This window comes from Azospirillum sp. UENF 312511 (assembly GCF_058780635.1).
Genome location: NZ_JBSNCG010000003.1, coordinates 2,645,078 through 2,670,854, shown reverse-complemented (window position 1 = coordinate 2,670,854; position 25,777 = coordinate 2,645,078). Strand labels below are relative to the sequence as shown.

The window sequence follows — 25,777 nt, the reverse complement described above, 5'->3', positions numbered from 1 at the left end:
TGACCCGCATCAACGACCGGGCGATTCGACCTGCACGAACACCAGCGCCGTCCGCCCGTCGACCGGCATCGTCCGCCCGGCGAGCTGCATCCGCCCGTCGCCGGCCCCGTCCGCCACGCGGGTGTCGAGCACGCAACGCCAGCCGCGCGCGTCGGGAACCTCGGGCAGGGTGACGTTGACCGTGTCGGTGTGGGCGTTCAGCACGATCAGCAGCACCCCGTCGTCCTGCGGCGCCCCATCCACCCCGGTGTAGGTTCCGGCATGGCCGTTCAGCAGCAGCATGATGCAGCGCGCGTGGCCGTTGCGCCAATCCTCCGCCGACTTCTCCACCCCCTGCGGCGTGTACCAGACGATGTCCTTCAAACCATCCGCGGAGGTCCGGCGGCCGTGCAGGAACACCGGACGGCGCAGCACCGGATGGGCCTTGCGCAGGGCGATCAGCCGCTTGACGAAGGCCAGCATCGGCCCGCCCTCGCCCTTCAGCCGCGCCCAGTCGAGCCAGGAGGTCTCGTTGTCCTGGCAATAGGCGTTGTTGTTGCCCTTCTGGCTGTGGCCGATCTCGTCGCCGGCCAGCATCATCGGCGTGCCCTGCGACAAGAACAGGGTGGCCAGCAGGTTGCGCTTCTGCTTGGCGCGGGCCTCGCGGATCGCCGGGTCGTCGGTCTCGCCCTCCACCCCGTGGTTCCAGGAATGGTTGGCGGAATGGCCGTCGCGGTTGTCCTCGCCGTTGGCCCAATTGTGCTTGTCGTTGTAGGAGACGAGGTCGTGCAGGGTGAAGCCGTCGTGGGCCGTGACGAAATTCACCGACGACCAGGGCCGCCGCCCGCGCTTCTCGAACAGGTCCGACGAGCCGGCAATGCGTCCGGCCAGTTCCGGCAGCATGCCGTCGTCGCCGCGCCAGTAGCGGCGCACGGTGTCGCGGTAGCGGTCGTTCCACTCCGCCCAGCCCGGCGGGAAGTTGCCGACCTGATAGCCGCCGGGACCGACGTCCCACGGCTCGGCGATCAGCTTGACGTCGGCCAGCGCCGGGTCCTGCCGCACGGCGTCGAGGAAGCCCGACCCGGGGTCGAAACCATAGGGCTCCCGCGCCAGCACGGTGGCGAGGTCGAAGCGGAAGCCGTCGACATGCATCTCCGTCACCCAGTAGCGCAAGCTGTCCATGACCATCTGGAGCACGCGCGGGTGGCTGAGATTCAGGGTGTTTCCGGTGCCGGTGTCGTTGATGTAGAAGCGCGGATTGTCGGGCAGCAGCCGGTAGTAGCTGAGGTTGTCGATGCCCTTGAAGGACAGGGTAGGGCCGAGATGGTTGCCCTCGCCCGTGTGGTTGTAGACCACATCGAGGATGACCTCGATCCCCGCCTCGTGCAGGCGGGCGACCATGGTCTTGAACTCCGACAGCACGCCGGTGGTCATGTAGCGCGGCTCGGGCGCGAAGAAGCCGACGCTGTTGTAGCCCCAGTAGTTGCGCAGGCCCTGCCCGACCAGATGCCGGTCGTCGGCGAAGGACTGCACCGGCAGGAACTCCACCGAGGTGATGCCCAGCGCCTTCAGATAGTCGATCACCGCGTGGGTGGACATGCCGGCGAAGGTGCCGCGCAGCGGGGCCGGCACCTCCGGGTGGCGCATGGTGAAGCCGCCGACATGCGTCTCGTAGATCACCGTGTCCGACCAGGGCACCGCCGGGTGCCGGTCGTGGCCCCAGGTGAAGGCGCGGTCGACCACCCGGCACTTCGGCATGCCGCGCGCGTTGTCGCGCCGGTCGAAGGACAGATCCTCGCGCGTCGAGCCGACGCGGTATCCGTAATGGGCGTCCGACCAGCGGAACGGCCCGAACAGCGCCTTGGCGTAGGGGTCGAGCAGGAGCTTGTTCGGGTTGAAGCGGTGCCCCGCCGCGGGCTCGTAGGGGCCGTGGACCCGGTAGCCGTAGAGCAGGCCGGGCCGGGCCTCCGGAAGGTAGCCGTGCCAGACCTCGTCGGTGTGCTCCGGCAGGACGACCCGCTCGACCTCGCGCTGGCCGGTCTGGTCGAACAGGCACAGCTCGACTTTCTCGGCGTGCGCGGAGAACAGGGCGAAATTGACACCGAACCCGTCCCAGTTCGCCCCGAGGGGATAGGGCTTGCCGGGCCAGACGGCGGTGCGCGTGGCGGTGGAGATGGACATCAGGGCAGACTCACCACGGGCACGGACATCGGGCGGAACCGCAAGCGGCTTGCGCCAGGCGCGGCAGGTGACCTAGCCGAAGCGGATAGCCACCTGCTGCAATAAAGGAGCGACGCGCCGGTCGCGTCAAGTGCGGAACGCCGCTCGTCCCTTCTCCCATTGGTCGAAGCGTGCCCCCTACCCCGCCTTCCGCTCCAGCACCAGCGTGCCCAGCGGCGGCAGGGTCAGGGTGATGGAGTGCGGACGGCCATGCCACTCCGTCTCCTCGCTCTCCACGCCGCCGGCGTTGCCGACGCCGCTGCCGCCATACTCCGGGGCGTCGGTGTTCAGCACCTCCTCGTAGCGGCCCGGCAGGGTGACGCCAACGCGGTAGCCGTCACGCGGCATCGGGGTGAAGTTGCAGACCACGACCACATGGTGCTCCGGATCCTCCCCGCTCTTGCGCAGGAAGGCGAGGACGGAGTTGTCGCTGTCGTTTGCCTCGATCCATTCGAAGCCCGCCGGGTCGCAATCGGTCTGGTGCAGCGGCTTCAGGCCGCGGTACATGCCGTTCAGGTCGCGCACCAGCGCGTGAAGCCCATGGTGCAGCGGCTCCTCCAGCAGGTGCCAGTCCAGGCTGCGCGCCTCGCTCCACTCGCGCCACTGGCCGAACTCGCCGCCCATGAACAGCAGCTTCTTGCCGGGATGGGCGAACATGAAGCCGTAATAGGCGCGCAGGTTGGCGAACTTCTGCCAGTCGTCGCCCGGCATCTTGTTGATGAGCGAGCCCTTGCCGTGCACCACCTCGTCGTGGCTGAGCGGCAGGACGAAGTTTTCCGAGAACTGGTAGATCAGGCCGAAGGTGAGCTGGTGGTGGTGGTAACGGCGGTGGATGGGGTCCTTCGCCATATACTCCAGCGTGTCGTGCATCCAGCCCATGTTCCACTTGTAGCCGAAGCCCAAGCCCCCGAGATAGACGGGTCGCGACACCGCCGGCCACGCCGTGGATTCCTCGGCCACCGTCATGATGCCCTGGTTGTGGCCGTAGGTCAGTTCGTTCATCCGCTTGAGGAAGGCGATGGATTCCAGGTTCTCGCGCCCGCCGAAGCGGTTGGGAACCCACTCGCCGGCCTTGCGGCTGTAGTCGAGGTAGAGCATGGAGGCCACGGCATCGACCCGCAGCCCGTCCAGCCGGTAATGCTCCAGCCAGAACAGCGCGTTGCCGAGCAGGAAGTTCTGCACCTCCGTCCGGCCGAAATTGTAGATCAGCGTGTTCCAGTCCTGGTGATAGCCCTGGCGCGGGTCGGCGTGCTCGTAAAGGTGCGTGCCGTCGAACCAGCCCAGCCCGTGCGGGTCGGTCGGGAAATGGCCGGGCACCCAGTCGAGCAGCAGCCCGATCCCCGCCGCGTGGCAGGCGTCCACGAAATACTTGAAGTCCTCCGGCGTGCCGTGGCGGCTGGTCGGCGCGTACATGCCGATCGGCTGGTAGCCCCAGGAGCCGTCGAAGGGATGCTCGGTGATCGGCAGCAACTCGATGTGGGTGAAGCCCAGATCCTTCACGTAGGGCACCAGCCGGTCGGCCAGTTCGCGGTAGGTGAGGAAGCGGTCGCCCTCTTCCGGCACCCGCGCCCAGGAGCCGAGATGGACCTCGTAAATGGAGATCGGAGCGGTCAGGTCGGCGCTGGCGGAGCGGGTTCTTTGCCACTCAGCGTCCTGCCAGTCGTAGGACGGCAGGCCGTGCACGACGGAGGCGGTCTGGGGGCGGAACTCGGCCTGGAAGGCGTAGGGGTCGGACTTCAGCGGCAGCAGGTCGCCGCCCGCCCCCTTGATCTCGAACTTGTAGCGCTGGCCGACGGTGGCGTGGGGCACGAAAATCTCCCACACGCCGGCCTCCGTCCGCTTGCGCATGGGCAGGCGCCGTCCGTCCCAGTCGCAGAAATCGCCGACGACGCTGACCCGACGGGCGTTGGGCGCCCAGACGGCGAAGGCCACGCCGGCCACGCCGTCGATCTCCCGCGGGTGGGCGCCCAGCCGCTCGAAGCTCTTGAGGTGCGTGCCCTCGGCCAACAGATGGATGTCCAACTCGCCCAGGACGGACCAGAAGCGGTAGGCGTCCTCGAACTCCACCGTCGCCAGGGGGAACTGGACGCGCAGGCGGTAGCGGAAGGGCTCCTTGCAGTCGGTCAGGACGGCGACGAAGAAGCCCTCGCCATGGACCTTGTCCGCCTCGCCCACCGGGTCGCCCGACGCGCTGTCGATCACCCACAGCTTTTCCGCGCCGGGGATGAAGGCGCGGACCTCGACGGGCTGATCCTTGCCGGTCTGGTGCATGCCCAGGATCGCGAAGGGATCACCGTGGTTGGCGTGGACGATGGCCTCGATGCCGCCGCTCAACGGCGACGCGGCCTTCGGCGACGCTTCCTGCGCCTTGGCACGGTTTCCCGTTCGGATGTCGTTCGGCATCAGCTGACCTTCCCCTACCCTTGCTCGTTCTTGGGGTGTGAACATAGCGCCGGGGCGTTTGTCACACCACGCCCGCGGCGTCCTATGTCCCGTTTCGGGTTTTGCCTCAGGACTCGCCGTCCAGAAGCCCCAGCACGCCCTTCACCGGAATGCCGATCCAGTTGGGCCGGTTGGCGGCCTCGTAGGCGATCTCGTACAACGCCTTCTCCATCAGGAAGAGCGCGAGGAGACGGCGGTCACCGGCGGTTCCGTCCGGCACGTCCGGGCAGGCCCCCATGGCGGCGCGGTAGGCCTCCAGGAAGCTCTGCATGCTGCGCCGTTCCCAATCAAGCGCCGCCTCCATTACCGCACCAGCCTCCTCCAGCACGCCCGTCTCGTCGATCCGGAACAGCGCCGCCCAGGTGGCGTAGTTGAAGGAGCGCAGCATCCCCGCCACGTCCCGCAGCGGGCTGTGCTTGGCCCGGCGCTCCTCCAGGGACTTCGCCGGCTCGCCCTCGAAGTCGATGATGTACCAGTCGTTCTGGGCGCGCAGCACCTGCCCCAGGTGATAGTCGCCGTGGATGCGCGTCTTGTCGCCCTGCGGCGGGGTGTCGGCGAGTTCGGCCAGCCGGTTCATCACGTCGGCGCGACGGGCCAGCAGCGATTCCGCCTGCTCGCGCACGGCGGGGGCCAGACGGTCCAGGGCGCCGGGCAGCGCGGCGAAGGCGGCCTCGGCCTGACGGCGGGCGGCCTCGCCCCAGCCCTTCAGGTCGTCGGCGGTGACCGGCTCCGGATCGAAGGCCGGATCGCCGGTCCGCTTCGCCAGCGCGCAATGGAGTTCCGCCGTGCGCTGGCCGAGTGTCGCCATCATGGCGGCGTGCATGCCGAAGGGTTCGCCCTCAGTGGGCTCCTCCGGGTCGTGGGACAGGCCGAGACGGATGTCGTCAAGATCGCGCACCAGCGAATCGACGGTGCTGCTCCAGCCGTCGCCCTGGTTGCGGACATAGCCCTGGAGAACGAACAGCGCGGTCGGCGTGCCGTCCTCCGCCACATGCTCGACGGAACCGAGCAGCGGCGGCGTGTTCTGGAAGCCCGCCACCTCGGTCAGGAAGCGCCCGACCTCCAGTTCCGGATGGGCGCCGGGGGTCAGGCGGCGGAACGCCTTCAGCACGGCCTGGCTGCCGACGAGGATGGAGCTGTTGCTCTGCTCCACGCCGAGGCGGCGGATTTCGGTGTCGTCGTCCACCGACAGGTCGGCCATGCAGGCCGTGGGCGAGAAGCGCAGGTGCCCGCTCGACGCCGGAACCTCCCGCCCCTCGCGCAGGGCGGTCAGCAGGCTGCGGGTGAAGGCGTCGGCCTGCATGGCGTCGTAGATGGCGCCGGTCCGCGGACCGCGCCGGGCCTTGGCCAGCGTGAAGGGCAGCAGCGGCCAGCCGGTGTTGCCGGCGTTCTCCTCCCAGCTCATGGCGAGCGGCAGGAAGTAGGACTGCGGCTTGGCCCCGGCCAGGGACACGTCGGCGCGCACCATCATGAAGCCGTCGCCCGGCCCGTTGAGCCGCGCGAACATCGGGATGTGCGCGCTCTCGATCCGGCGGTCCTTGGCGGCGAACCAGCGCTGCTGCGGCAGGTAGGCCTGCAGGATGTCGCGTGCCAGTTCCTCGCCGGCGCGGCCGCTGATCAGGCTGTGCCAGCCGTCGCGCACGACAATGGTCAGCAGGTCGGGCACCGGCTCCGGCATCGTCTCGTGCCAGGAGGGCAGTGCCGCCTCGGCGGCCAGCGCGAACCAGTAGAAACCATAGGCCGGAATGGTCAGCAGGTAGGGCAGATCGCCGACCGGCGGGAAGACCGTGCGACCCAGCATCTCCACCGGCACGCGACCACGGAACTGCTTGAGGTCCAGTTCCACCGCCTGGGCGGAGCGGGACAGGTTCGCCACGCAGAGGATGACCTCGTCGCCCTCCTCCGTCGAATGGCAGCGCAGATAGGCCAGGACCTTGCGGTTGCCCGGATAGAGGAGTTGGAAACGGCCGCGCCCGAACGCCTTGTGCTGCTGGCGCACGGCGATCAGCCGCTTCATCCAGTTCAGGAGAGACGACGGGCTGCGCTGCTGCGCCTCGACGTTGATGGCCTGGAAACCGTAGATCGGGTCCTGGATCGCCGGCAGATACAGCCGCGCCGGGTCGGCGCGGGAGAAGCCGCCGTTGCGGTCGGGCGACCACTGCATCGGCGTGCGCACGCCGTCGCGGTCGCCGAGATAGATGTTGTCACCCATGCCGATCTCGTCGCCGTAATAGAGCACCGGCGTGCCCGGCATGGACAGCAGCAGGCTCTTCAACAGCTCGATCTTGCGGCGGTCGTTCTGGAGCAGCGGGGCGAGGCGCCGCCGGATGCCCAGGTTGATCCGCATGCGCCGGTCGGCGGCGTAGAAGTCCCAGAGATAATCGCGCTCGCGGTCGGTGACCATCTCCAGCGTCAGCTCGTCATGGTTGCGCAGGAAGATGGCCCACTGGCACTCGTCCGGGATGTCCGGGGTCTGGCGCATGATGTCGGCGATGGGATGCCGGTCCTCCATGGCAACGGCCATGTAGATGCGCGGCATCAGCGGGAAGTGGAAGGCCATATGGCATTCGTCCCCGCCCTTCTCCAGATCGCCGAAATAGGGCAGCACGTCCTCCGGCCACTGGTTCGCCTCGGCCAGCAGCATGCGGTCGCCGTAGCCCTTGTCGATCTCCGTGCGGATGGCCTTCAGGACGTCGTGGGTTTCCGGCAGGTTCTCGTTGTTGGTGCCCTCGCGCTCCTTCAGATAGGGCACGGCGTCGAGCCGCAGCCCGTCCACCCCCATGTCCAGCCAGAAGCGCATGACGTTCAGCACCTCCTGAAGAACCTTCGGGTTGTCGAAGTTCAGGTCGGGCTGGTGCGAATAGAAGCGGTGCCAGAAATAGGCCTGCGCCTCGGAATCCCAGGTCCAGTTGGACTTTTCCGTGTCGCAGAAGATGATGCGGGTGCCCTGGTACTTCTGGTCGGTGTCGGACCAGACGTAGAAATTGCGGTGGTTGGAACCCGGCTTGGCCTGACGGGCGCGCTGGAACCACGGGTGCTGGTCGGAGGTGTGGTTGATGACGAGTTCCGTGATGACGCGCAGGCCGCGGTCGTGGCATTCGCGCAGGAACCGCTTGAAGTCCTGGAGATTGCCGTAGGACGGGTTGACCGCCTTGTAGTCGGCGATGTCGTAGCCGTCGTCGCGCAGCGGCGAGGGGTAGAAGGGCAGCAGCCACAGCGTGGTGACGCCAAGCTCCTGGATGTAGTCGAGCTTCTGCGTCAGGCCGGCGATGTCGCCGATGCCGTCGTTGTCGGCGTCGAAGAACGCCTTGACGTGAAGCTGATAGATGACCGCGTCCTTGTACCAGAGCGTGTCGTTCCGATCGATCCGGCCATTGTCCGAGTTCTTCATACCGCCCCGTCGCTCCGCTGGTCTGGTGGAGCGGGGCCGCCGCACGGGCGGGGAATCCCGCGCCCATCCGGCAGCCGCGCCACATCATAAACCAGTTAGAGTTGGGTCCGTTCCACGGCAAAGGCAACGTTGGACGCGAAACCTGCGATGGCGGACCACCATTGGAGGCGGTGCCGAACTCAGGCGGAGGCCCGCTTCCGCTTGGCGCCCGGGGTCAGGCTGCGGTAGACGCCCTGATCCTCTTCGATAAAGTGGGCGATCAGGCGGTGCTCGACCCAGTTGGTCAGTTCGTTGGGCGTGCAGAAGACGACGCCGTACGGCCCTTCGAACCGCAGGGCCAGCAGCTCTTCGGTGATCTGCCGGTGCAGCCGCTTGTGCTTCTCGACAGCGCCGCTCTTGGCGTCGATCCAGAACTGTTCCTCGTCGGAGAAATGCTCCTCCGTGTACTTCACCAGGGCGGCGAAGGCGTTCTGGATGATCTTGTAGCCCTGCCCCGCCGCGACCGCCATGTGCAACAGCCCGGCCAGTTCCAGAAGGGTCCGGTGCTGCTCGTCGATGGACTCGTTTCCGACCGTGTATTCGGACTTCCACGGGAAGCGGGCGGATGGCTGCATGGGGGGCCTGCCGGCGAACGGCTGTGCTGAAGGTGTGGGGGACGCCGCAAGATAGCACCCCAAACCGCCCGCTGGGGTCGGACAACTTGCCGCAAATCGAGTCTCCGCCCGGCGCGATGGCTACAATTTTCGGCAAATTATCACAAAGGCGTCGGATCAGCCTTTCACCGGCTTCGTCATGTAGGTCATGCCGCCGCCGTAGGAGGCGAGCTTGACCGCCAGCCCAGCCCCGCCGTCATGGGGCCGGAATCCCTGCGCGTCCCAGAAGGCCCGCGCGCCGGGGGTGGAGGTCAGGGCCAGCCAGCGAAACCCCTGCCGCGCCGCCAGCGCGTTCATGCGCTCCAGCGCCGCCACGCCCAACCCCAGCCCCCGCGCCGCGGGCAGCAGGGCGACGTCGTGCAGGTAGAGACAGTCCGGCACCTCCGGCAGCGCGCCGAGCGGCGAATTGAGCGGCGGCGGAACGCCCAGCCGGCCCGGATGCATGACGATGTAGCCGATGCAGGGTCCGCCCGCCTCCGCCCCGGAGGCTTCCGCCATCGCGCAGCCCTCCGGGTAGAGGGCCAGACGCTCGGCGAAGACGGCGCGGTCTTCCGGATAATCGGGGTGCACGACCTCGGCGATGGCCATCACTCGGTCCAAGTCCGCCGGCCCCATGGCGCGCCAGCCCGCGTTCATCCGCATTCTCCCGTCCTCCCCGCCCTTTCCAGCCTTCCAGCCCACCATCCGGGCGCGCTATGGTGACCGTTCGCACACCAGCCGACCGGAGGACCACCCATGACCGACACCGCCGCGGCGAGCCTGCTGCCCAAGGTGCGGACCATCGCCCACGAAGCGGGTCAGGTGATCCTGCGCTTCTACAACGACGGCATCGACGCCGCCACAAAGGTCGACGGCAGTCCGGTGACCCAAGCCGATCTGGCCGCCGAGCACGTCATCACCCCGGCCCTGCACCACATCGCCCCCGGCATTCCGGTTGTCGCGGAGGAGGCCGTGGCCGCCGGGCACCGGCCGGACATTTCCGGCGGGCGGTTCTGGCTGGTCGATCCGCTCGACGGCACCAAGGAATTCATCAGCCGCAACGGCGAGTTCACCGTCAACATCGCCCTGATCGACGGCGGGCGTCCGGTCCTGGGCGTCGTCTACGCGCCGGCCACCGGCGATCTCTACGCCGCCTGCGGGGCCGGCACCGCCGTCCATTGGGTGGAGGGCCGCCACGACTACCCGATCCAGGTACGCAAGCCGCCGCCCGACGGCCTGACCGTGGTCGCCAGCCGCTCCCACGGCAGCGGCAGCGAACTCGACGGCTTCCTCGCCGGCTACACGGTGAAAAACCGGGTGACCTGCGGCAGCTCGCTGAAATTCTGCACGGTGGCGTCCGGCAAAGCCGACCTCTACCCCCGCTTCGGCCCGACCAGCGAATGGGACACCGCCGCCGGCCACGCCATCCTCGCCGCCGCTGGCGGGCGGGTGGAGCAGCCCGACGGCTCGCCCTTCCTCTATGGCAAGGCCGACATCGTGAACCCCCATTTCGTTGCGTATGGATGGTGACGACTCTGTGTGACGCGGCCGTCGCGGTTCTGACCACCGCGGCGCCGCTGGAGAAGGTGCGCCTGACGCGGAATTACGCCGCGGCGTGGCGCGATGGCCTCATTGCTGAGTTCGGCGCGCTGGTCCCACCGGAGCGCCCCGCCCGTCCGGAGCGTCCGCCGCTGATGCTGCCCCGCGACATGCCCAAGCGCGGGCGCGGCGGCAGCGCGCAGAACCGCCTCGCCCTGCTCCACGCGCTGGCCCACATCGAGCTGAACGCCATCGACCTCGCCTGGGACATCGTGTGCCGCTTCGTCGGCGAGGGGATGCCCAAGGGCTTCACCGACGATTGGGTGCAGGTCGCCGACGACGAGGCCCGGCATTTCCAGATGCTGGAGGAGCGGCTGAACCAGCTCGGCTCCGGCTATGGCGAGTTGCCGGCCCATGACGGGCTGTGGCAGGCGGCGACCACCACCGCCCACGACCTCGCCGCCCGGCTGGCCGTGGTGCCCATGGTTCTGGAGGCGCGCGGGCTCGACGTCACTCCGGAAACCGTCCGCCGCCTGCGCGAGTTCGGGGACGCGGAGAGCGCCGCCCTGCTCCAGGTCATCCACGACGAGGAGATCACCCACGTCGCCGCCGGACGCCGCTGGTTCGGCCATCTCTGCGCCAAGCGCGGCGTGGACCCGGTGGAGACGTGGCAGGATCTGGTGAAGCGGTATTTCCGCGGCGGCCTGAAGAAGCCGTTCAACGTGACCAGCCGCCAAGCCGCCGACTTCGGCCCGGAATTCTACGAGCCGATCGCGGAGTAACAAGCGATGGCGCCGTCAGGTCCGGCGGCGCCATCGTTCCGGATGGCGGCTGGTATGAATGCAAGCGATGACATACACGCCGTCGGCCTCGTCACGGAAGAACAGGGCATAGGGAAAACGCCCAAGCAACGCCCGTTGAATGTTGCCATGCACATGCGGAAAGCGGTGTGGGGCGTCTCCGATCCGCCACGACAGCGCATCAATGGCATCGAAAAAGCGGTCGCCCAAACCTGCGGAGCGCGCATCGTACCATGCCTGCGCCTCGGCCAACTCCTCCGCCGCTTCAGGAAGAAAGTAAACGGGACGGCTCACGCTCTCCCCGGACGCAGGACGCCGCGGAGTTCAGTCCAGGATACGGCCTTGACCCGGCCTTCCTGAAAGTCAGCGTTCCGGCGGTCGAGTTCGGCCCGCACCCCCTCCGAGACCGGCACATCGCCTTCATCCAGCGATTCCCAAAGCTCTCCGATCAGGTCCAGGCGTTCCTGGGGGGACAAGTGGCTGAAATCGATGGGCATGACGATGGGCTTTCATCCAGGGCATTCCGCCTGTGAAATGGTAATGGCAACAGAGGGCGTCGAGAAGGGAAAAAACCCAGCTCCGCCCCTACCCCCCCAACAGCTTCGGATTGGCGATGCCCAACCGGGCCTGGACGATCTCCTCCAGGCACTCCATCAGCACGTCCTGGCCGTCATGGTCGAAGTCGCCCGCGGCGATCTCGATGCACAGCCGGTGCTGAAGGGCCTCCACCCGCTGGCGCAGGTCGGCGCCGGACAGGCTGTCGTCGGCGTCCTCGCCGTAGAGCAGGGCCAGCGCCGCCAGCATGGCGTGGCCGGCCTCGTCCGCACCGGCCAGTTCGCGCTGCACGATGCCGAGCGCGTTGGCGATCATCAGCGCCGTGTAGCGCTGAGCCGGCGGGATGTGGGGAAGCAGGTCGGTGCGGAAGGTCTCCGCGACGATGCTCAGCAATTCCTGGGCGTCGGGGCTGGTGCGCATCAGGCAACCCTCTCTTCGTCGGCATCGCCGGACGGTTCGGCACCCACCGCCACCGGGGCGGACGCCGTCAGCCCCAGCCCATGGATGTGGCGCAGCAAGTCCAACTCGATCTCCGGCAGCATCCGCCCGGTCAAAGCCAGCTCCAGCGACGGCTCCTCGCCGGAGGTGTGGCGGCGCCCCTGGAGAACCGCGATGGCCGCCCAGCGCATGTAGGCGGCGGTTTCCCAATAGGCGACCGCCTGCGGGTCCACCCGGCGGCCCGACGTCTCCTCGTAACCGGCGTAGAAGTCCTCCCGACCGGCCAGCCCGCCTGCCTCGCGGTCGTTACGCCCGAACCGCCAGGAGCGGGCGCAGAACCAGCCAAGATCCTCCATGGGGTCGCTGAATCCCGCGAACTCCCAATCCAGGATGGCGGTCAGGCCGCCGTCCTTCACCAGATAGTTCCCAGTGCGGTAGTCGCGGTGGCACAGCACCAGATCGCCCGGCGGCGGCGCGTGGATTTCCAGCCAGCGCAGGCCCCAGGCCAGAACGGCGTCGCGCAGCGCCAGATCGCCCAGCCAGTCGCGGTAGGCGTGGACGCAGTCGAGCGCCGGCGACGCGGCCGGCACCGGCAGATCCTCCAGCCCCGGCGTGTCCGGCCCGGCCTTGTGCAGGCGGCCGAGTTGCCGGCCAAGCTCGCGGGCGAGCCCGCGCTGCGGCTGGTCGGCCTTCACCACCTTGTGCCCGGCCCCGATGCCCTCGGCGCGGCGCATGATGTAGAAATCGGCACCGAGAACCGCCGGGTCGCCGCAAGCGGCGATGGGTTCGGGCGCCGCCACCCCGGCGCCGAAGGCGGCGCGCAGCACGGCGAACTCCTGCGCCTTGGAGATGCTGGCCTTCATGGCGGACGCCGCCGCGCCTCCGCCCGGTTGAGCGCGCAGAACGCAGGCGTGCCGCCCGGCCTGCGGCCCGCCATCGATGTCCAGAGTCACCGCGAGGTTGAGCGAGATGGCTCCCCCGCCCAGGATGCCTTCGTCGGCCACCGACACGCGCGTCGCGCCGGTCGCCCCGGCCAGCCACGATTCCAGCCGCGGCCGGCTTTCCCCGTCGATCAGTGCGCCCATCCCATCACCCCCAGGCCCAGAAGCCGTCGCCCTCGTCCATGTAGAATCGCGCCAGGACCATCTTGTGGACCTCCGACGCCCCGTCCACCAGCCGGGCCTGCCGGGCGTAGCGGTACATCCACTCCAGCGCCGTGTCCTTCGAATAGCCCCTGGCCCCGCAGAGCTGGATGGCCGTGTCCACCGCCTTGTGCAGCGTGTCGGCGACATGGACCTTGGCCATCGACACCTCCTTGCGGGCGAAATCGCCGCGGTCGAGCTGCCACGCCGCCTTCATGACCAGCAGCCGCCCGATCTCGATCTGCATGGCGACGTCGCCCATCATCCACTGCACGCCCTCGTGCCCGGCGAGCGTGGTGCCGAAGCTCTCGCGCTCGCGCACATAGGCGGCGGCGATCTCCATGGCCCGCTTCGACAGACCGGTCCAGCGCATGCAATGGGTCAGCCGCGCCGGGCCAAGCCGGATCTGCGTCGCCTTGAGCCCGTCGCCGATGTTCATCAGGACGTTCTCGTCGGAGACCTCCAGCGCGTCGAAGCGCAGCTCGCAATGGCCGCCATGCTCCTCCGGCCCCATGATCGGGATGCGGCGGACGATCTCCCATCCGGGCTGGTCCTTGTCGAACAGGAAGGCGGTTAGCCCCTTGCGCGCGTCGTCGGAGGTGCGGGCGATCAGGATGAAATGCTGCGCCTCGCCCGCCCCGGTGATGAACCATTTGTGGCCGGAGATCAACCAGCGGTCGCCCTTGCGCTCCGCTTTGGTCTTCATCATCGACGGGTCGGAGCCGCCGCCAGGATGCGGCTCGGTCATCACGAAGGCGGAGCGCACCGTCCCGTTGACGATGGGCTGGAGCCAGCGCTCCTTCTGCGCCTCGGTCGCCACCTTGTTGAGAAGCTGCATGTTGCCGTCGTCGGGGGCGGCGCAGTTGAAGCAGACTGGCCCGAAGATGGAGCGGTTCATCTCCTCGTAGGCGGCGGCCATGCCGACGATGCCCAGCCCCTGCCCGCCGCGATCCGTCGGCATCTGCGGCGCCCACAGCCCGGCGGCCTTCACCTCCCCGCGCAGGCGCTCCAGCAGGGCGGGCGCGATGTTCTCGTGCGCGTCGTAGGAGGCCGGGTCCGCTTCCAGCGGCAGGATCCGCTCCTCCACGAAGGCGCGCACGCGGCGGCGGAACTCCTCGATCGGCGGGGGCAGGCTGAAATCCATCGGTTCGGGTCCTCTCCGTGGTTTTTTCTTGATTACAAGGTGCTGACCAAGTGCCCGCCGTCCACCGGCACGACCGCCCCGGTCATGTAGGCCGACGCGTCGGAGCAGAGCAGCAGCAGCGGCCCGTCGAGGTCCGCCAGCCGCCCCAGCCGCCGCTGCGGCACCCGCCGGATCAGCGCCTGCCCGGCGTCGGTCGCCAGAAAGTCGCGGTTCAGGTCGGTTTCCATGTAGCCGGGGGCCAGCGCGTTGACGCGGATGCCGTAACGCGCCCATTCCAGGGCCAGCGCCTGGGTCATCTGCACCAGCCCGGCCTTCGACGCGGTGTAGGCCACCACATGGCCGGCCACCCGCAGCCCGAGGATGGAGGCGATGTTGACGATCGACCCGCCCCGCCCCTGCTCCCTCATCACGCGCGCCGTCTCCTGCGCGGTGAGGAAGGCGCCCTTCAGGTTGGTGTCGATGACGCGGTCCCACTCCTCCTCCGCGTAATCCAGCGCGGGCTTGGCGACGGTGGCCCCGGCGTTGTTGACGAGGATGTCCAGCCCGCCGAGCGCACCCGCCGCCTCGCGGACACCGGTGCGGACGGAGGCGGCGTCGGTGACGTCCAGCGGCACGGCGATGGCCTGCCCGCCCGCCGCTTCGATCTCGGCGACGGCGGCGTCCAGGCTCTCGCGCCGCCGCGCGGCCAGAGCGACGCGGGCGCCCGCCGCGGCGAGCACACCGGCGAAGTGACGGCCCAGACCGGCGGAGGCCCCGGTGACCAGGGCGGTGCGGTTGGTGAGGGAGAGGGTCATGGGGGTCCTGAGTTTATAAAGATGGGGTTCATGCGTCGGGCCCCCTCCCTAACCCTCCCCCGCCTTCGGCGAGGGAGGGAACTCCGCTGCTTCGCAGCCAAATCCCCTCCCCTGCGAAGCAGGGGAGGGTTAGGGAGGGGGCAAAAACTCCCCTCACAACCCCCTCGCCTGCTCGCGCAACACGAACTTCTGGATCTTCCCGGTCGAGGTCTTCGGCAGCGCCCCGAACACCACCGTCCGGGGCGTCTTGAAGTGGGCGAGATGGTCGCGGCACCAGCCGATCACCTCAGCCTCGCTCACCTGCCCTTCCGATCCTGGCTTCAGCGTGACGAAGGCGCAGGGAGTCTCGCCCCATTTCGCATCGGGACGGGCGACGACGGCGGCCTCCATGACGTGGGGGTGCTTGTAGAGGACCTCCTCGACCTCCAGCGAGGCGATGTTCTCGCCGCCGGAGATGATGATGTCCTTGGCGCGGTCCTTGATCTCGACGTAGCGGTCGGGGTGGAGGACGGCGAGGTCGCCGGTGTGAAGCCAGCCGTCGCGCAGCGCCTCGTCGGTCGCCGTGGGGTTCTTCAGATAGCCCTTCATCACCGTGTTGCCGCGCAGCGCCAACTCGCCCAGCGTCTCGCCGTCGGCGGGCACCTCGCGGCCGGTGTCGGGGTCGAGCACGGTCTGCTCGGACATGGTGACGTTGGGCACGCCCTGGCGAGCCATCTTCACCGCCCGTTCTTCCAACGGCAGCTCCGCCCAACTCCCCTGCCACGCGCAGCCGGTGGAGGGGCCATAGCATTCCGTCATGCCGTAGAGGTGGGTCAGACGGAAGCCCATCCGCTCCATCCCCGCGATCACCGCGCTGGGCGGCGCCGCACCGCCGGTCGCCACCTGCACCGGGTCGTGGTCGAAGCCGCGCTTCACCGCGTCCGGCGCGTGGATCAGCATGGTCAGCACGACCGGCGCGCCGCAGAGATGGGTGACCTTCTCCTCGGCGATCAGGCGGAAGATCGCCGCCGGGTCGACGGCGCGCAGGCAGACATGGGTCGCCCCGACCGCCGTCACCGCCCAGGGGTAGGTCCAGCCGTTGCAGTGGAACATGGGCAACGTCCACAGATAGACGCTGTCAGGCCGCAGCCCGAAGGTGATGACGTTGCCGAGCGCGTTCAGATGGGCGCCGCGGTGATGGTACAGAACGCCCTTAGGATTCCCGGTGGTACCGGAGGTGTAGTTGAGCGCGATGGACTCCCACTCGTCCTCCGGCGTGCGCCAGGGCGTCTCGGGGTCGCCGGTCTTGAGGAAATCCTCATACTCCAGATCGCCCACCGGGTCGGCGTCCTGCGCCGCCGGGTCGTCGATCCACACCACCCGCGGCGGGGCCGCCATGCGCTCCAGCGCGGCGCGGGCCACCGCGGACAGGCCACGGTCGACCAGGAACAGGCGGCTCTCGGCGTGCTCCAGGATGAAGGCGACGGCGGGCGGGTCGAGCCGCGTGTTGATGGCGTTCAGCACCGCCCCGGCGCCGGGAATGCCGAAATGCGCCTCCAGCATCGCCGGGGTGTTGAAGGCCAGGACCGACACCACCTCCCCCGGCTGGACGCCGGCCCGGCTCACCGCGGAGGCCAGCACGCGGGCGCGGCGTTCGACCTCAGCCCAGCTCCGCCGCAACGGGCCGTAAACCACGGCGGTCTTGTCCGGATAGACCATCGCGGAGCGGCGCAGGAAGTCCAGCGGCGTCAGCGGCACATGGTTGGCCGTGCGCCTGGATAGGTCTACGGACGGAGTGGTGGCGTCCACGCTCGTCTCCTTCCCTGTTCTGCGGTCCCTGAGTCAGGGCCGGCGCCTCATACCGGGCGCCTTGCCGACGATGGTAGTCACGAACCATTGGGCAGAACAAGTTTCACCTTTGGTCGGTCCCTTCCCCTATGCCCGCAAGAACGTGGCAGGGACGGGCGAGCGCGTTACCGCCTCTGGCGCCGCGGTTGCAGGCCGTCCGCCCGCTACACTGTCCGGCATCGAGCCGTATGGGGGCGACCATGACGACGGTGCGGATCGCGTTCGACAAGGAACTTGTGCTGTCCGGGCATTTCCTGCTGAAGCATCTGGAGAAGCCGGAACTGCAACGCCTCGCCGCCAGCGCCCGGCTGGCCTATTTCCGGCCCGGCGCGGTCATCTTCCAGAAGGGCGACCCCGGCGACAGCATGATGGCGGTCATCCGCGGGCGGGTGAAGATCTGCTCCCACTCCACCGACGGCAAGGAGCTGGTGCTGAACATCATCAACAAGGGCGGCCTGTTCGGCGAGATCGCCCTGCTCGACGGCGAGCCGCGGACCGCCGACGCCGTGGCGCTTGAGGAGACCGACCTGCTGGTGCTCGACCGCTCGAAGTTCGTGCCGCTGCTCAACGAGCGCCCGGCGGTGGCGCTCCAGCTCATCACGGTGCTGTGCAAGCGCCTGCGCCAGACCAGCGAGCATCTGGAGGACACGCTGTTCCTGGAGGCATCGTCGCGCTTCGCCCGCGCGCTGATGCGGCTGGCCGATGTGTTCGGCAAACCGGCGCCGGGCGGGCTGAAGCTGGACATCAAGCTGTCGCAGCAGCAGCTCGGCTGTCTGGTGGGCGTCTCGCGGGAGAGCATCAACAAGCTGCTCGGCGAATGGCAGCGCAACGGCGTGATCGCTGTGGAATCCGGGCGGATCACCCTGCTCGACCGCGACGCGCTGGAGGAGATTGCCGAGGCGAATGGGTGAGGTGTCGCGCCGGCCCCCACCCTAACCCTCCCCCGCTGACGCAGGGGAGGGAACTGCCGCCGCTTCGCAGAGATCTCCCTCCCCTGCGCAGCGGGGGAGGGTCGGGGTGGGGGCCCGACGCAACCACTCCCCCTCAATTTAACTCCCGCAGCACCCTCATCCCGTTGTTCAGATACCGCACGTCGGGATCGTAGAACAGCCGCGCCGTGTCGGTGATGTCAGCCAAGCCGCCCCGCCACGACCCGCCGCGCAACACGCGCTCACGACAGTTGGTGGAGGTCCAGGCGCTGCCGTCCGTCGGCGCGCCCGCATAGTCGGCGTGCCAGCAGTCGGCAACCCACTCCGCCACGCCGCCGTTCATGTCGTGCAGGCCGAAGGGGTTCGGCTTGTAGCTGCCAACCGAGGCCGGGGTGAGCCGCTCCTGCGCGCCGCCACAGTCCTTGCAGTTGGCGAGCGTGCCGGTCTGCCCGTCCCACCAATAGCGGCCCGTCGTACCGCCGCGCGCCGCGTACTCCCATTCCGCTTCAGACGGCAGGCGGTAGCGCTGGCCGGTCTTCTGACTCAGCCACTTCGCGTAGGCTTGGGCTTCCAGCCAGGAGATGTTGTGGATCGGGGTGCTGTCGGTGGGCTTGGTCATGCGCGGCATGCCGCCGGTGCAGCCGCCACCCTCGACGCAGGCGCGCCACTCGGCCACCGTCACCTCGTAGGCACCGAGCGCGAAGGGTTTGGCGATGGTCACCCTGTGCACCGGACGTTCGGAGCGGTCGCTCTGGTCGCTGCCCATGGAGAAGCTGCCGGGCGCGATGCGCACCATCACCGGACAGTCCGGGCAATCCTGGAAGCTGGCCGACTTGCTGTGGTTGCGCACCGCGCTGTTGCCGTTGGTGGCCAGGGGTGCTGCCGCCACCTGCTCGGGCGCTGGCGCTGACACTGGCGCCGGCTGCGGTGGTGCCGGCGGGGGCGGTGCCGCCGCCTCGACGACTGGGGCCGGGGTTGGGGCCGGGACCGGAGAAGGCACCGACTTCGGCGGCGGCGCTTGAGGCGCCGACGCGACCTCCGGCGGCTTGGCGGCGGGGGTGAGCGCGCCCAGCTTCTCACGCGCCGGCTTGGCGTAGGCGCCACTGCCGAACAGGCGCAGGAAGGCTTCGAAGTCGGCGGGCTCGCGGCTGCCCTTGACCATCTGCCACAGCGATTCCTCAAGCGCCGGCGCGGCCGGAGCGGTACCCGGCGGAGCGATCTCCAGCGTCACCGTGCCGATGGCCTTGCCGCCCTTGCCGTCCTCCACCTGATAGGTGAAGGCGCCGGCGGCCCCTGCCCGCTCCTGCTCCGGGTCGAAGGTCAGCCGCGTCAACCCCTCGGCCGGCAGGCGGTCGCCGGGGCGGATCAGGGTGGCGCCGTCCCGCACCTTGCCGCGGTCGGGCACGGCGGTAACGGTGACGGTCAGCGGGTCGCCGTCGGGGTCCACCGGCGCCTCGATGGTCAGGAGATTCGGCAGGGCACGGACAGTGCGCGCCCCGGCGACGATCGGCGGGCGGTTGCTGGGCTTGATGGCGATCGCCACCCCGCCCCGCACCACGCCGCCCCGCCCGTCCATGATCGCGAAGTCAAACCGCCCGGCGTCCCCCACCACCGTCGCGTCCGGCTTGAAGCTGGTGGCGGCGAGTTGCTCCACGGTCAGATAGTCGCCGATCAGCACGGTGCGGTCGCCGATGCGCACGCTGCCGCCGCGCGGCAGGCCGGAGATCTGGGCGAAGAGCTGGTCGTCGTCGGGATCGGTCGGGCGCCCGATGCGCAGCGGCTCGGCGTCGGCGCGGTCGGACAGCTCCAGCGGGCGGATTTCGCCGAGCACCGGCGGGCGGTTCGGCGGGCGCGGGTTGAAGTAGAAGGGCGCCGCCCCCAGCGAGCCGAAAATGTAGGGCTCCTGCCGCCCGTTGGTCGCCTGCCGCACGGTGTCGCGCACGTTGCGGAAGAACAGGCTCAGCTCCAGCCCCGGCGTCTGGAGGTGCTGGAGCAGCGCGTCTGTGTAGGGGCTGTGGTCGCTCTGCCCGTCCTCGGCCAGTTGGTCGGCGCGGGTCGCCATGGCGACCAGCGTGTCGCTGGGCGTGTCGTCGACGCGGGCGAAGCCGTAATTGACCTGGATGCGGTTCTGCCCGGCCTGCTTCAGCCGGTCGACGAAGGGGTTGTTGCGGCAGGAGTTGAGCATCAGGATGCCCAGCTTGCGCGCCTGCGACAGCTCGCCCAGCATCAGGTTCAGCGGCATCGCCTCGTAGACGAGGTCGCGCTCACGCTCCAGCTTGGCGTCCGCCGGGACGATGTAGTTGTTGCCGCCCACCTGGATGCCGTGCCCGGCGTAGAAGATCACCGCCACGTCGGCCTGCGAGGCGCGGATGCCGAAATCGCGCAGAGCCCGCTCGAAGCCGCGGTTGTCCATGTCGAACTTCTCGTCCACGTCGAACTGCAGCTTGCGCAGGGCCTCGGCGATGGCCTTGGCGTCGTTCACCGGGTTCTGGAGTTCGGGGGCGAACTCGTACTTGCCGATGCCGACGACCAGCGCGATGCGCTTCTCCGGGGACTGGGAGGCCTGGGCTGCAGATTGAGGGGGAGCGGATTGGGCGGCCGCGCCCGGCGCCCACCCAAAGAGGCCAAGCAACAGCAGGACGAGGCCGAGCGACCAGAGGTCCCTGCCCAAACGATGCTGCGTCGAGGGTCCGTCGAACATCGGCCGGCTCCATGGTGGGAAGGCGGTTGCGCACCCCATACCCGGCACCTGTCGGCATAAAATTGCCAATTAGCCGATGTTAATATTTCGATTCCTGCGCACCAAGCGTTCATTCAGCCTAATCCCGAATACGGAGAAGGCCCGCTCACTCCCCGGCCTCCGCCGCGGGCCGCGCCTCCTCCCCCTCCCGGTCGAGGACCAGCCAGGCGCGGACCGCCTTGCGCTTGCCCTTCAGTGCCATCTCGCCCACCGGCAGTCCGGCCACCGTGCCCCGCAGCGCCGTCCAGGTCGGCTCCCCGATTACGATCCGGCAATGGGGGGAGGAGCGCATGTCCACCGTCTTGCCCAGCGCCTCCAGCCGGGCCGCCGTGTTGGCGGTGTCGCCGAGCAGCGAATACTCCATGTGCCGCAAGCCGCCCAGGCTGCCCGCCACCAGCGGACCGGTGTGGATGCCGACGCGGATGCCGATGGCCGGCAACCCCTCCGCCTGCCAGCGCTTGTTCAACTCCCGAAGCTCCCGCCCCATCTGGACGGCGCAGCGCACGGCACGTTCGGCGTCGGCGTCGATCTCGGCCTGGGTGGTGCGGGCGACGGGGGCGCCGAAGACCGCCAGGATGGCGTCGCCGATGAAGCGCAGAACGATCCCGTCATGCGCCGCCACCACCCGCACCATGGCGTCGAGATAGCCCTCCAGCCAGAGGATCAGCGGTTCCGGCTCCAGCGCCTCGCAGACGGTGGTGAAGCCCTCGATGTCGGAGAAGAAGACGGTGGCGGTCAGCTCCTGCGGGCGGGGGCGCCCGCCGGCCAGGAAGGTCGCGCGCTCCCGCCAGATCTCCTCGGCGACGGGCTGGGAGACGTGGTTGGCGAACAGCTGCATCAGGCTGCGGCGGTCGGCGCGCTCCTTCAGCGACAGATGCGCCGTCATCGCGGCGATGCCGCCCAGCCACGCCGCCGAGGGCGCCATCATCGCCACCAGCGGCCCGCCCTGGGCGAACAGCGCCAGCGCCGCCGCCCATAGGGCCAGCAGCCCGAGCAGGCTGGCCGGCACCAGCAGCCACACCGGCCAGCCCGCCGCCGCCAGCGCCACCCCCGCGGCGCTCAACGCCAGCACCAGCGCGACCATCCAGCCATCGGACAGGTCGCGGCTGGTCCGCCCGTCGAGGATCTGGGCCAGCGCGTGGGCCTGGATCTCCACCCCCGGCGTGGACAGGCCGGCGACCGACAGCGGCGTGCGGTGCTGGTCCACCCCGACCAGGACGGTGCCGACCACGGCGATCCGCCCGGCCAGCCAGCCGCGCGGCAGCATTCCCACCATGTCCGCCGGATAGGTCGGGAAGGGCGGCGCGTCCGGCGACGGTCGGGCGTGCCAGTCGATGCGGAAGGGCTCCGCCGGGACCTCCCCCCCGGCCGCCCCTCCGGCAAGCTGGGCCATCCGCGCCGGGAAGCTGGGCAGCCCGTCCGGCCCGCGCGGCACGTGCCAGCGCACCGTGCCGTCGAGCCGGTCCTTGGCGAGGTTGGCGTGGCCGTGCGGGATGCCGTCGAGGAACCGCCCGAGGTAGCGCCGCTGCTCCTCGGTCAGCGGCGTGTCGCCGAGCGCGGTGATGGCGACCACCGGCACCGTGGCGCGCTGGATGCGCTGGCGCAGCCGCTCGTCGAGCGCCGGCAGGGTTGGCTGGTCGAACAGGATGTCCAGCCCGATCGCCCGCACCCCCGCCGCCTCCAGCGTCCCCACCAGATCGGCGAGGAAGCCGCGGTCCACCGGTGACCGGCAGGCCAGCGTGGCGAACAGGTCCTCCCCCAGCGTGACCAGCACGATGCCGGGATGCTGCGGTGCGGGCGGCGTGAAGTAGGCGATGGCAAGGTCGCGGAAGCTCTCATCGGCGGAGCGCAGGGGAGGCACCAGCCGGGTCAGCCCCAGCGCCGCCGCCGACACGCCGACCACTGCGGCCAAGCCCACCAGCCCTCTGGCCAGTCCTTTGGCGAGCCACGGGGCTTTTGCCCAGCTTGGCCTGCCCCCCGATGTCCCCAACGGCGGCGCCCTCACTCCACGCGCAGGATCACCTGCGCCATCACCAGTTCGGTCTGCTTCAGCGAGGCGAGCGTCCGCTCCAGCCGGGCCGCCGCCTCGTCGGACAGCGGCCGGAAGGCGTCCTGCCGCCCCGGCAGGTCGGCGCCGAGATCGCGCCCGGCGGCGAAGCAGCGCACCTCCTGGTCGGCGGACAGGCTCCCCGACCGCTCCGCCGCGCGCAGCGGCACCGGCATGCGGTCACCGGCCAGCGTCAATGTGTGGTGCCCCTCCACCAGCGAACTGGCCGACGGCCCCGGCGGGTAGATCGGCGTCAGCTGGCCGCGCGTGTTGCGCAGATAGCAGTAGAGATGCGCGTCCCGGTTCGTCTGGAGCACCAGCGTCACCGCCTCCCCGGACCGGTAGGTCGGGTAGAGGCCGCGGTCGGTGGCGAGATAGAGATTCAGCGGCGCCACGCTGTCCCGCACCGGGTCGAGCAGAGCCGCTGCCTGGGTGGCGCAGCCGGCACCAGCCAGCCGGACAGCCAGCTCAGCACCCTGCACCTCGGCACTGACCACGCGCAGCGTCACGCTGTGGCGCACCCGCCCATCTGGCCCGGCAACGGAGACGGCGGTTCCGTCCGTCATTGGAAGCTCGCGCGGCCAGGGCATCGTCGCTCCCTTGTCCCAGCGCAGCGTGGCGGTGGCGCCGCGGTTTTCCGCGCGCAGGGTGGCCGGGATCAGCGCCGGGTCGGCGGGCTTGCGCAGCAGCACCGTGCCGCCGGACTTCACGCATTGGGTTCCGGGGCGGCCGGGGTCGAGGGTGAAGACCTGCTCCTCCCCCTTCTGCATCGGGGTTCCGACCGCGCGGGCAGCACCCAGGTCGGTCTGGAAGAAGCGCTCCCCACCGACGAGGCTGCCGACTCCGCCCCAACCCGAAGCATCGGGCATGCGGTCGAGCGACCCGTCAAACGGCCCCTTGATCCGCAGCATGCGTCCGTTGGCGAACAGGAACATGGCGTTGGCGCCGTCCGGCACGGTGACCGCCGCGCCGTCGGGGACCAGTTGCCCCTGGGCGTAGCCGGGGGCGGTGGAGGCGACGACCACCGCCTGCTCCGCCGCCGCGCGGCCGGCGGTGACGCCGACCGCTCCGACGGCGGCCAGTGTCAGGGCCGCCGCCACGAGTCCACTCAGGGTCCTGTGCGCCATGCTGGCCTCCACCGGCGGGGATCGCGGAATCATTGGCGTTTCCCGGACGCCTGTCCAGGCGGCGAAGGGGGAAGGACGGGGCTGCGGACCCGGCCCAAAGAAGGGCGGACGCCGTGAACGGACGGGCATGGTCGGACCTCCGAAATGATGCGCGCCGGCCAATTTGCCGGCCCGTCGAGGCTAGACGGCGGAAGACGGCGGCCGCTGTGAGGCGCGGCACAAAGTTGCGCAGGAGTTGGCCCCCCTCCGACGTACTGAGTGTGGCGGGCTCCACAGCGCGGCCCGGTCCAGCCCCCTAGAGTGCCGGGCAGGACCGGCGCCCCGTTGGTCCGCTCCAGCGCCCGAGGAGACCAACCATGACCGACCGCCGCACCAAAGCCGACGCCACCGAGGGCTTCGACGACCGCTTCGCCCGTCATGGAATCCTGGAGGTCGCCTATCTGCGGTCGGTGGAGATCGACGGACTGCACGCCTACGCCGTGTACGCCGCGAACGGCACCTGCCTGTGGCTGGACACCGACCGCGCGTCGGCGGGGGCGACGCTTCAGGAGCATGGGATGGAGCTGGTCAGCGTGCATTGAGAGCGGAGGTGATGGGGGCATTGCCCCCACCCTCCCCACTTCGTGGGTCCCCTCCCTCCCCCGCTTCGCAGGGGAGGGATTTTTCGTGTCAGCAACAACGATTCCCTCCCTCGCCGAAGGCGGGGGAGGGTCAGGGAGGGGGCAAGGCACTCAACTCATTCCTTCGGGCTCAACAGACACGACGTCCGGTTCCGCGTCACGATGGCGAGGCTGTTCTCCGGCTCGCCCGCCCGGCGGAAACGCAACGAATTCAACTGGCTGGCGACGCTGAGCGACAACACGTTCAAATCCGTCTCGTCGATGATCTTCTCGCCGTCCTGCCAGCACTGGATGCGCACGCGGCCCTTGGGAACTCCGACGTCGATACCACCGGGCTGCACGCCCGGGTCGCTGCTCTTCTTGCGGACCACCGTCGCGTCGGCGGCGCCCCCGACGAGGGGGAGCGCCGCGATCGCCACCAGGAGAAGGAGTTTTCGGACCATGGCGCGCGTCCCCCTTCCCTCTCGATCACTGGATGGGCCGGAACTCGACGCGCCGGTTGCGGCTGTCGGTCGGGTCGGGGGTCAGCGGCTGGCTCTTGCCCAGGCCGGCGATGGCGATGCGCTGCGGCTCGATGTGGTGGACGCGGACCAGATACTCGCCCACCGACACGGCCCGGCGCTCGGAGAGGGCGAGGTTGTATTGCTCGCTTCCCACGGCGTCGGTGTGCCCTTCGATGACGAGGCGGAGCTGCGGGTCCTGCGACATCAGCCCACCGACCGCATCGACGTAGGAATAGAACTCCTTCGGGACATCGGCGGAGTTGAAGGCGAAGTTGATGCGGAAGCCGAAGCCGTTGGTCGGGCGGGTCTCCGCCGGGGTTTCCGGCGCGGAGAGGGTGGCCGGCTGCACGCCGTTGGAGCGGCGCGGCGCGGCCGGCGGCGGGGCGACGGGCGGGGCCGCGGCCTCCTGCACGGGCGCGCGCTTGGGCTTGGGCTGAGGCGCCGGCTCCGGCTGCGCCACGGGCGCGGTCGGTTGACTGTAGCTCGGCTGGCTGTAGCCCGGCTGCGGGGTCGCCTGCTGTTGAGCGGGCGCGCCGTAGTTCACGCTGTCGGTCGGACGCGGGCGGTTGGCGCTGTTCATGCCGCCGCCGATGATCTCGATGCTGCGGGTGCGGATCTTCGGCTGCTCGCTGCCGTCCGTCGGCGCCGGGCCGGGCTTAACCGCCTCGCGCAGCTCGTCCACGGTCGGCGGGCGCTCGAACATCATGACCCGATTGCCGCCGGAGCCCTCGACGGTCTGTGCCCGCGCCGGGACGGCCATGCAGGCCAGGGCGATCATCGGCAGGGCCAGAGCGGGAAGCGCCACGCCGTTCAGCCGTCGGGCGATGGTCTTGGAGGTCGGTCGCGGCATCGCTGGTCTCCCATGATTCGGCGCCATGATCTGGCGTGGTGTTCTGCTGCCCCCTTCT

Annotated in this window: 21 protein-coding genes; 4 read left to right on the top strand and 17 right to left on the bottom strand. The window is 69.5% G+C overall.

The genetic code is table 11. From position 1 onward, the window contains the following. Positions 1-9 precede the first annotated feature (9 nt). From glgX to ACWPN7_RS24060, 5 genes are all read right to left on the bottom strand, one after another. Positions 10-2,160, bottom strand: a complete 2,151-nt coding sequence (gene glgX, locus ACWPN7_RS24080) for a glycogen debranching protein GlgX (RefSeq protein ID WP_038527393.1) — start codon at positions 2,158-2,160, stop codon at positions 10-12. Positions 2,161-2,337: 177 nt separating this feature from the next. Beyond that, complete coding sequence (gene glgB, locus ACWPN7_RS24075; RefSeq protein ID WP_459196511.1) at positions 2,338-4,602, bottom strand: 1,4-alpha-glucan branching protein GlgB; 2,265 nt, start codon at positions 4,600-4,602, stop codon at positions 2,338-2,340. Positions 4,603-4,708: 106 nt separating this feature from the next. Next, positions 4,709-8,032 (bottom strand): maltose alpha-D-glucosyltransferase, encoded by a 3,324-nt coding sequence (gene treS / locus ACWPN7_RS24070; protein WP_349620008.1) that lies wholly within the window; start codon positions 8,030-8,032, stop codon positions 4,709-4,711. Positions 8,033-8,211: 179 nt separating this feature from the next. Next, complete coding sequence (locus tag ACWPN7_RS24065) at positions 8,212-8,646, bottom strand: bacteriohemerythrin (RefSeq protein ID WP_459196510.1); 435 nt, start codon at positions 8,644-8,646, stop codon at positions 8,212-8,214. Between the two features lie 156 nt (positions 8,647-8,802). Beyond that, entirely contained in the window at positions 8,803-9,327 is a 525-nt protein-coding gene (locus ACWPN7_RS24060; RefSeq protein ID WP_492273465.1) for a GNAT family N-acetyltransferase, read from the bottom strand. Positions 9,328-9,420: 93 nt separating this feature from the next. On the opposite strand from ACWPN7_RS24060, the gene cysQ reads away from it, so the two are divergent. Beyond that, entirely contained in the window at positions 9,421-10,194 is a 774-nt protein-coding gene (cysQ, locus tag ACWPN7_RS24055; protein ID WP_014240596.1) for a 3'(2'),5'-bisphosphate nucleotidase CysQ, read from the top strand. Then, complete coding sequence (locus ACWPN7_RS24050; protein WP_149648606.1) at positions 10,188-10,985, top strand: ferritin-like domain-containing protein; 798 nt, start codon at positions 10,188-10,190, stop codon at positions 10,983-10,985. The genes cysQ and ACWPN7_RS24050 overlap by 7 nt, the downstream gene beginning before the upstream one ends. A gap of 15 nt (positions 10,986-11,000) precedes the next feature. Here the strand turns inward: ACWPN7_RS24050 and ACWPN7_RS24045 are convergent, their stop codons facing one another. The 7 genes from ACWPN7_RS24045 to ACWPN7_RS24015 form a co-directional block, all read right to left on the bottom strand. Continuing rightward, on the bottom strand, positions 11,001-11,297 hold the full coding sequence (locus tag ACWPN7_RS24045; RefSeq protein ID WP_103038931.1) for a hypothetical protein: 297 nt from the start codon (positions 11,295-11,297) through the stop codon (positions 11,001-11,003). Continuing rightward, positions 11,294-11,500, bottom strand: coding sequence for an addiction module protein (locus ACWPN7_RS24040; RefSeq protein ID WP_038527370.1), 207 nt, complete (start codon positions 11,498-11,500; stop codon positions 11,294-11,296). Before ACWPN7_RS24040 ends, ACWPN7_RS24045 begins: the two co-directional genes overlap by 4 nt. A gap of 88 nt (positions 11,501-11,588) precedes the next feature. Next, on the bottom strand, positions 11,589-11,978 hold the full coding sequence (locus ACWPN7_RS24035) for a DUF6285 domain-containing protein (protein ID WP_137103117.1): 390 nt from the start codon (positions 11,976-11,978) through the stop codon (positions 11,589-11,591). Beyond that, entirely contained in the window at positions 11,978-13,081 is a 1,104-nt protein-coding gene (locus ACWPN7_RS24030; RefSeq protein ID WP_459196509.1) for a phosphotransferase family protein, read from the bottom strand. Before ACWPN7_RS24030 ends, ACWPN7_RS24035 begins: the two co-directional genes overlap by 1 nt. Before the next feature lie 4 nt (positions 13,082-13,085). Next, positions 13,086-14,282: an acyl-CoA dehydrogenase family protein gene (locus ACWPN7_RS24025; RefSeq protein WP_459196508.1), complete on the bottom strand. Its 1,197-nt coding sequence runs from the start codon at positions 14,280-14,282 to the stop codon at positions 13,086-13,088. Positions 14,283-14,314: 32 nt separating this feature from the next. Continuing rightward, positions 14,315-15,076 carry an SDR family NAD(P)-dependent oxidoreductase gene (locus ACWPN7_RS24020; protein ID WP_103038926.1) on the bottom strand — a complete coding sequence of 254 codons (762 nt, stop codon included), beginning with the start codon at positions 15,074-15,076 and terminating at the stop codon, positions 14,315-14,317. 153 nt (positions 15,077-15,229) lie between these two features. Beyond that, positions 15,230-16,864, bottom strand: a complete 1,635-nt coding sequence (locus ACWPN7_RS24015; RefSeq protein ID WP_459196507.1) for an acyl-CoA synthetase — start codon at positions 16,862-16,864, stop codon at positions 15,230-15,232. A gap of 239 nt (positions 16,865-17,103) precedes the next feature. Between ACWPN7_RS24015 and ACWPN7_RS24010 the strand changes: the two genes are divergently transcribed. Beyond that, positions 17,104-17,814, top strand: a complete 711-nt coding sequence (locus ACWPN7_RS24010; protein WP_014240588.1) for a Crp/Fnr family transcriptional regulator — start codon at positions 17,104-17,106, stop codon at positions 17,812-17,814. A gap of 133 nt (positions 17,815-17,947) precedes the next feature. Here the strand turns inward: ACWPN7_RS24010 and ACWPN7_RS24005 are convergent, their stop codons facing one another. The 3 genes from ACWPN7_RS24005 to ACWPN7_RS23995 all read right to left on the bottom strand — a co-directional run bounded on the left by ACWPN7_RS24005 (position 17,948) and on the right by ACWPN7_RS23995 (position 23,746). Next, entirely contained in the window at positions 17,948-20,533 is a 2,586-nt protein-coding gene (locus ACWPN7_RS24005; protein WP_492273464.1) for an SUMF1/EgtB/PvdO family nonheme iron enzyme, read from the bottom strand. Between the two features lie 145 nt (positions 20,534-20,678). After that, complete coding sequence (locus ACWPN7_RS24000) at positions 20,679-22,490, bottom strand: CHASE2 domain-containing protein (protein ID WP_459196506.1); 1,812 nt, start codon at positions 22,488-22,490, stop codon at positions 20,679-20,681. An 83-nt stretch (positions 22,491-22,573) separates the two neighbouring features. Continuing rightward, on the bottom strand, positions 22,574-23,746 hold the full coding sequence (locus ACWPN7_RS23995) for a DUF4384 domain-containing protein (protein ID WP_144243460.1): 1,173 nt from the start codon (positions 23,744-23,746) through the stop codon (positions 22,574-22,576). Between the two features lie 356 nt (positions 23,747-24,102). Between ACWPN7_RS23995 and ACWPN7_RS23990 the strand changes: the two genes are divergently transcribed. Further along, positions 24,103-24,327 carry a DUF1150 family protein gene (locus ACWPN7_RS23990; RefSeq protein ID WP_103038921.1) on the top strand — a complete coding sequence of 75 codons (225 nt, stop codon included), beginning with the start codon at positions 24,103-24,105 and terminating at the stop codon, positions 24,325-24,327. Between the two features lie 155 nt (positions 24,328-24,482). Here ACWPN7_RS23990 and ACWPN7_RS23985 read toward each other — a convergent pair whose 3' ends face one another. Next, entirely contained in the window at positions 24,483-24,809 is a 327-nt protein-coding gene (locus tag ACWPN7_RS23985) for a hypothetical protein (protein WP_038527347.1), read from the bottom strand. 25 nt (positions 24,810-24,834) lie between these two features. Beyond that, positions 24,835-25,719, bottom strand: coding sequence for an OmpA family protein (locus tag ACWPN7_RS23980; RefSeq protein WP_459196505.1), 885 nt, complete (start codon positions 25,717-25,719; stop codon positions 24,835-24,837). Positions 25,720-25,777: the final 58 nt, after the last annotated feature.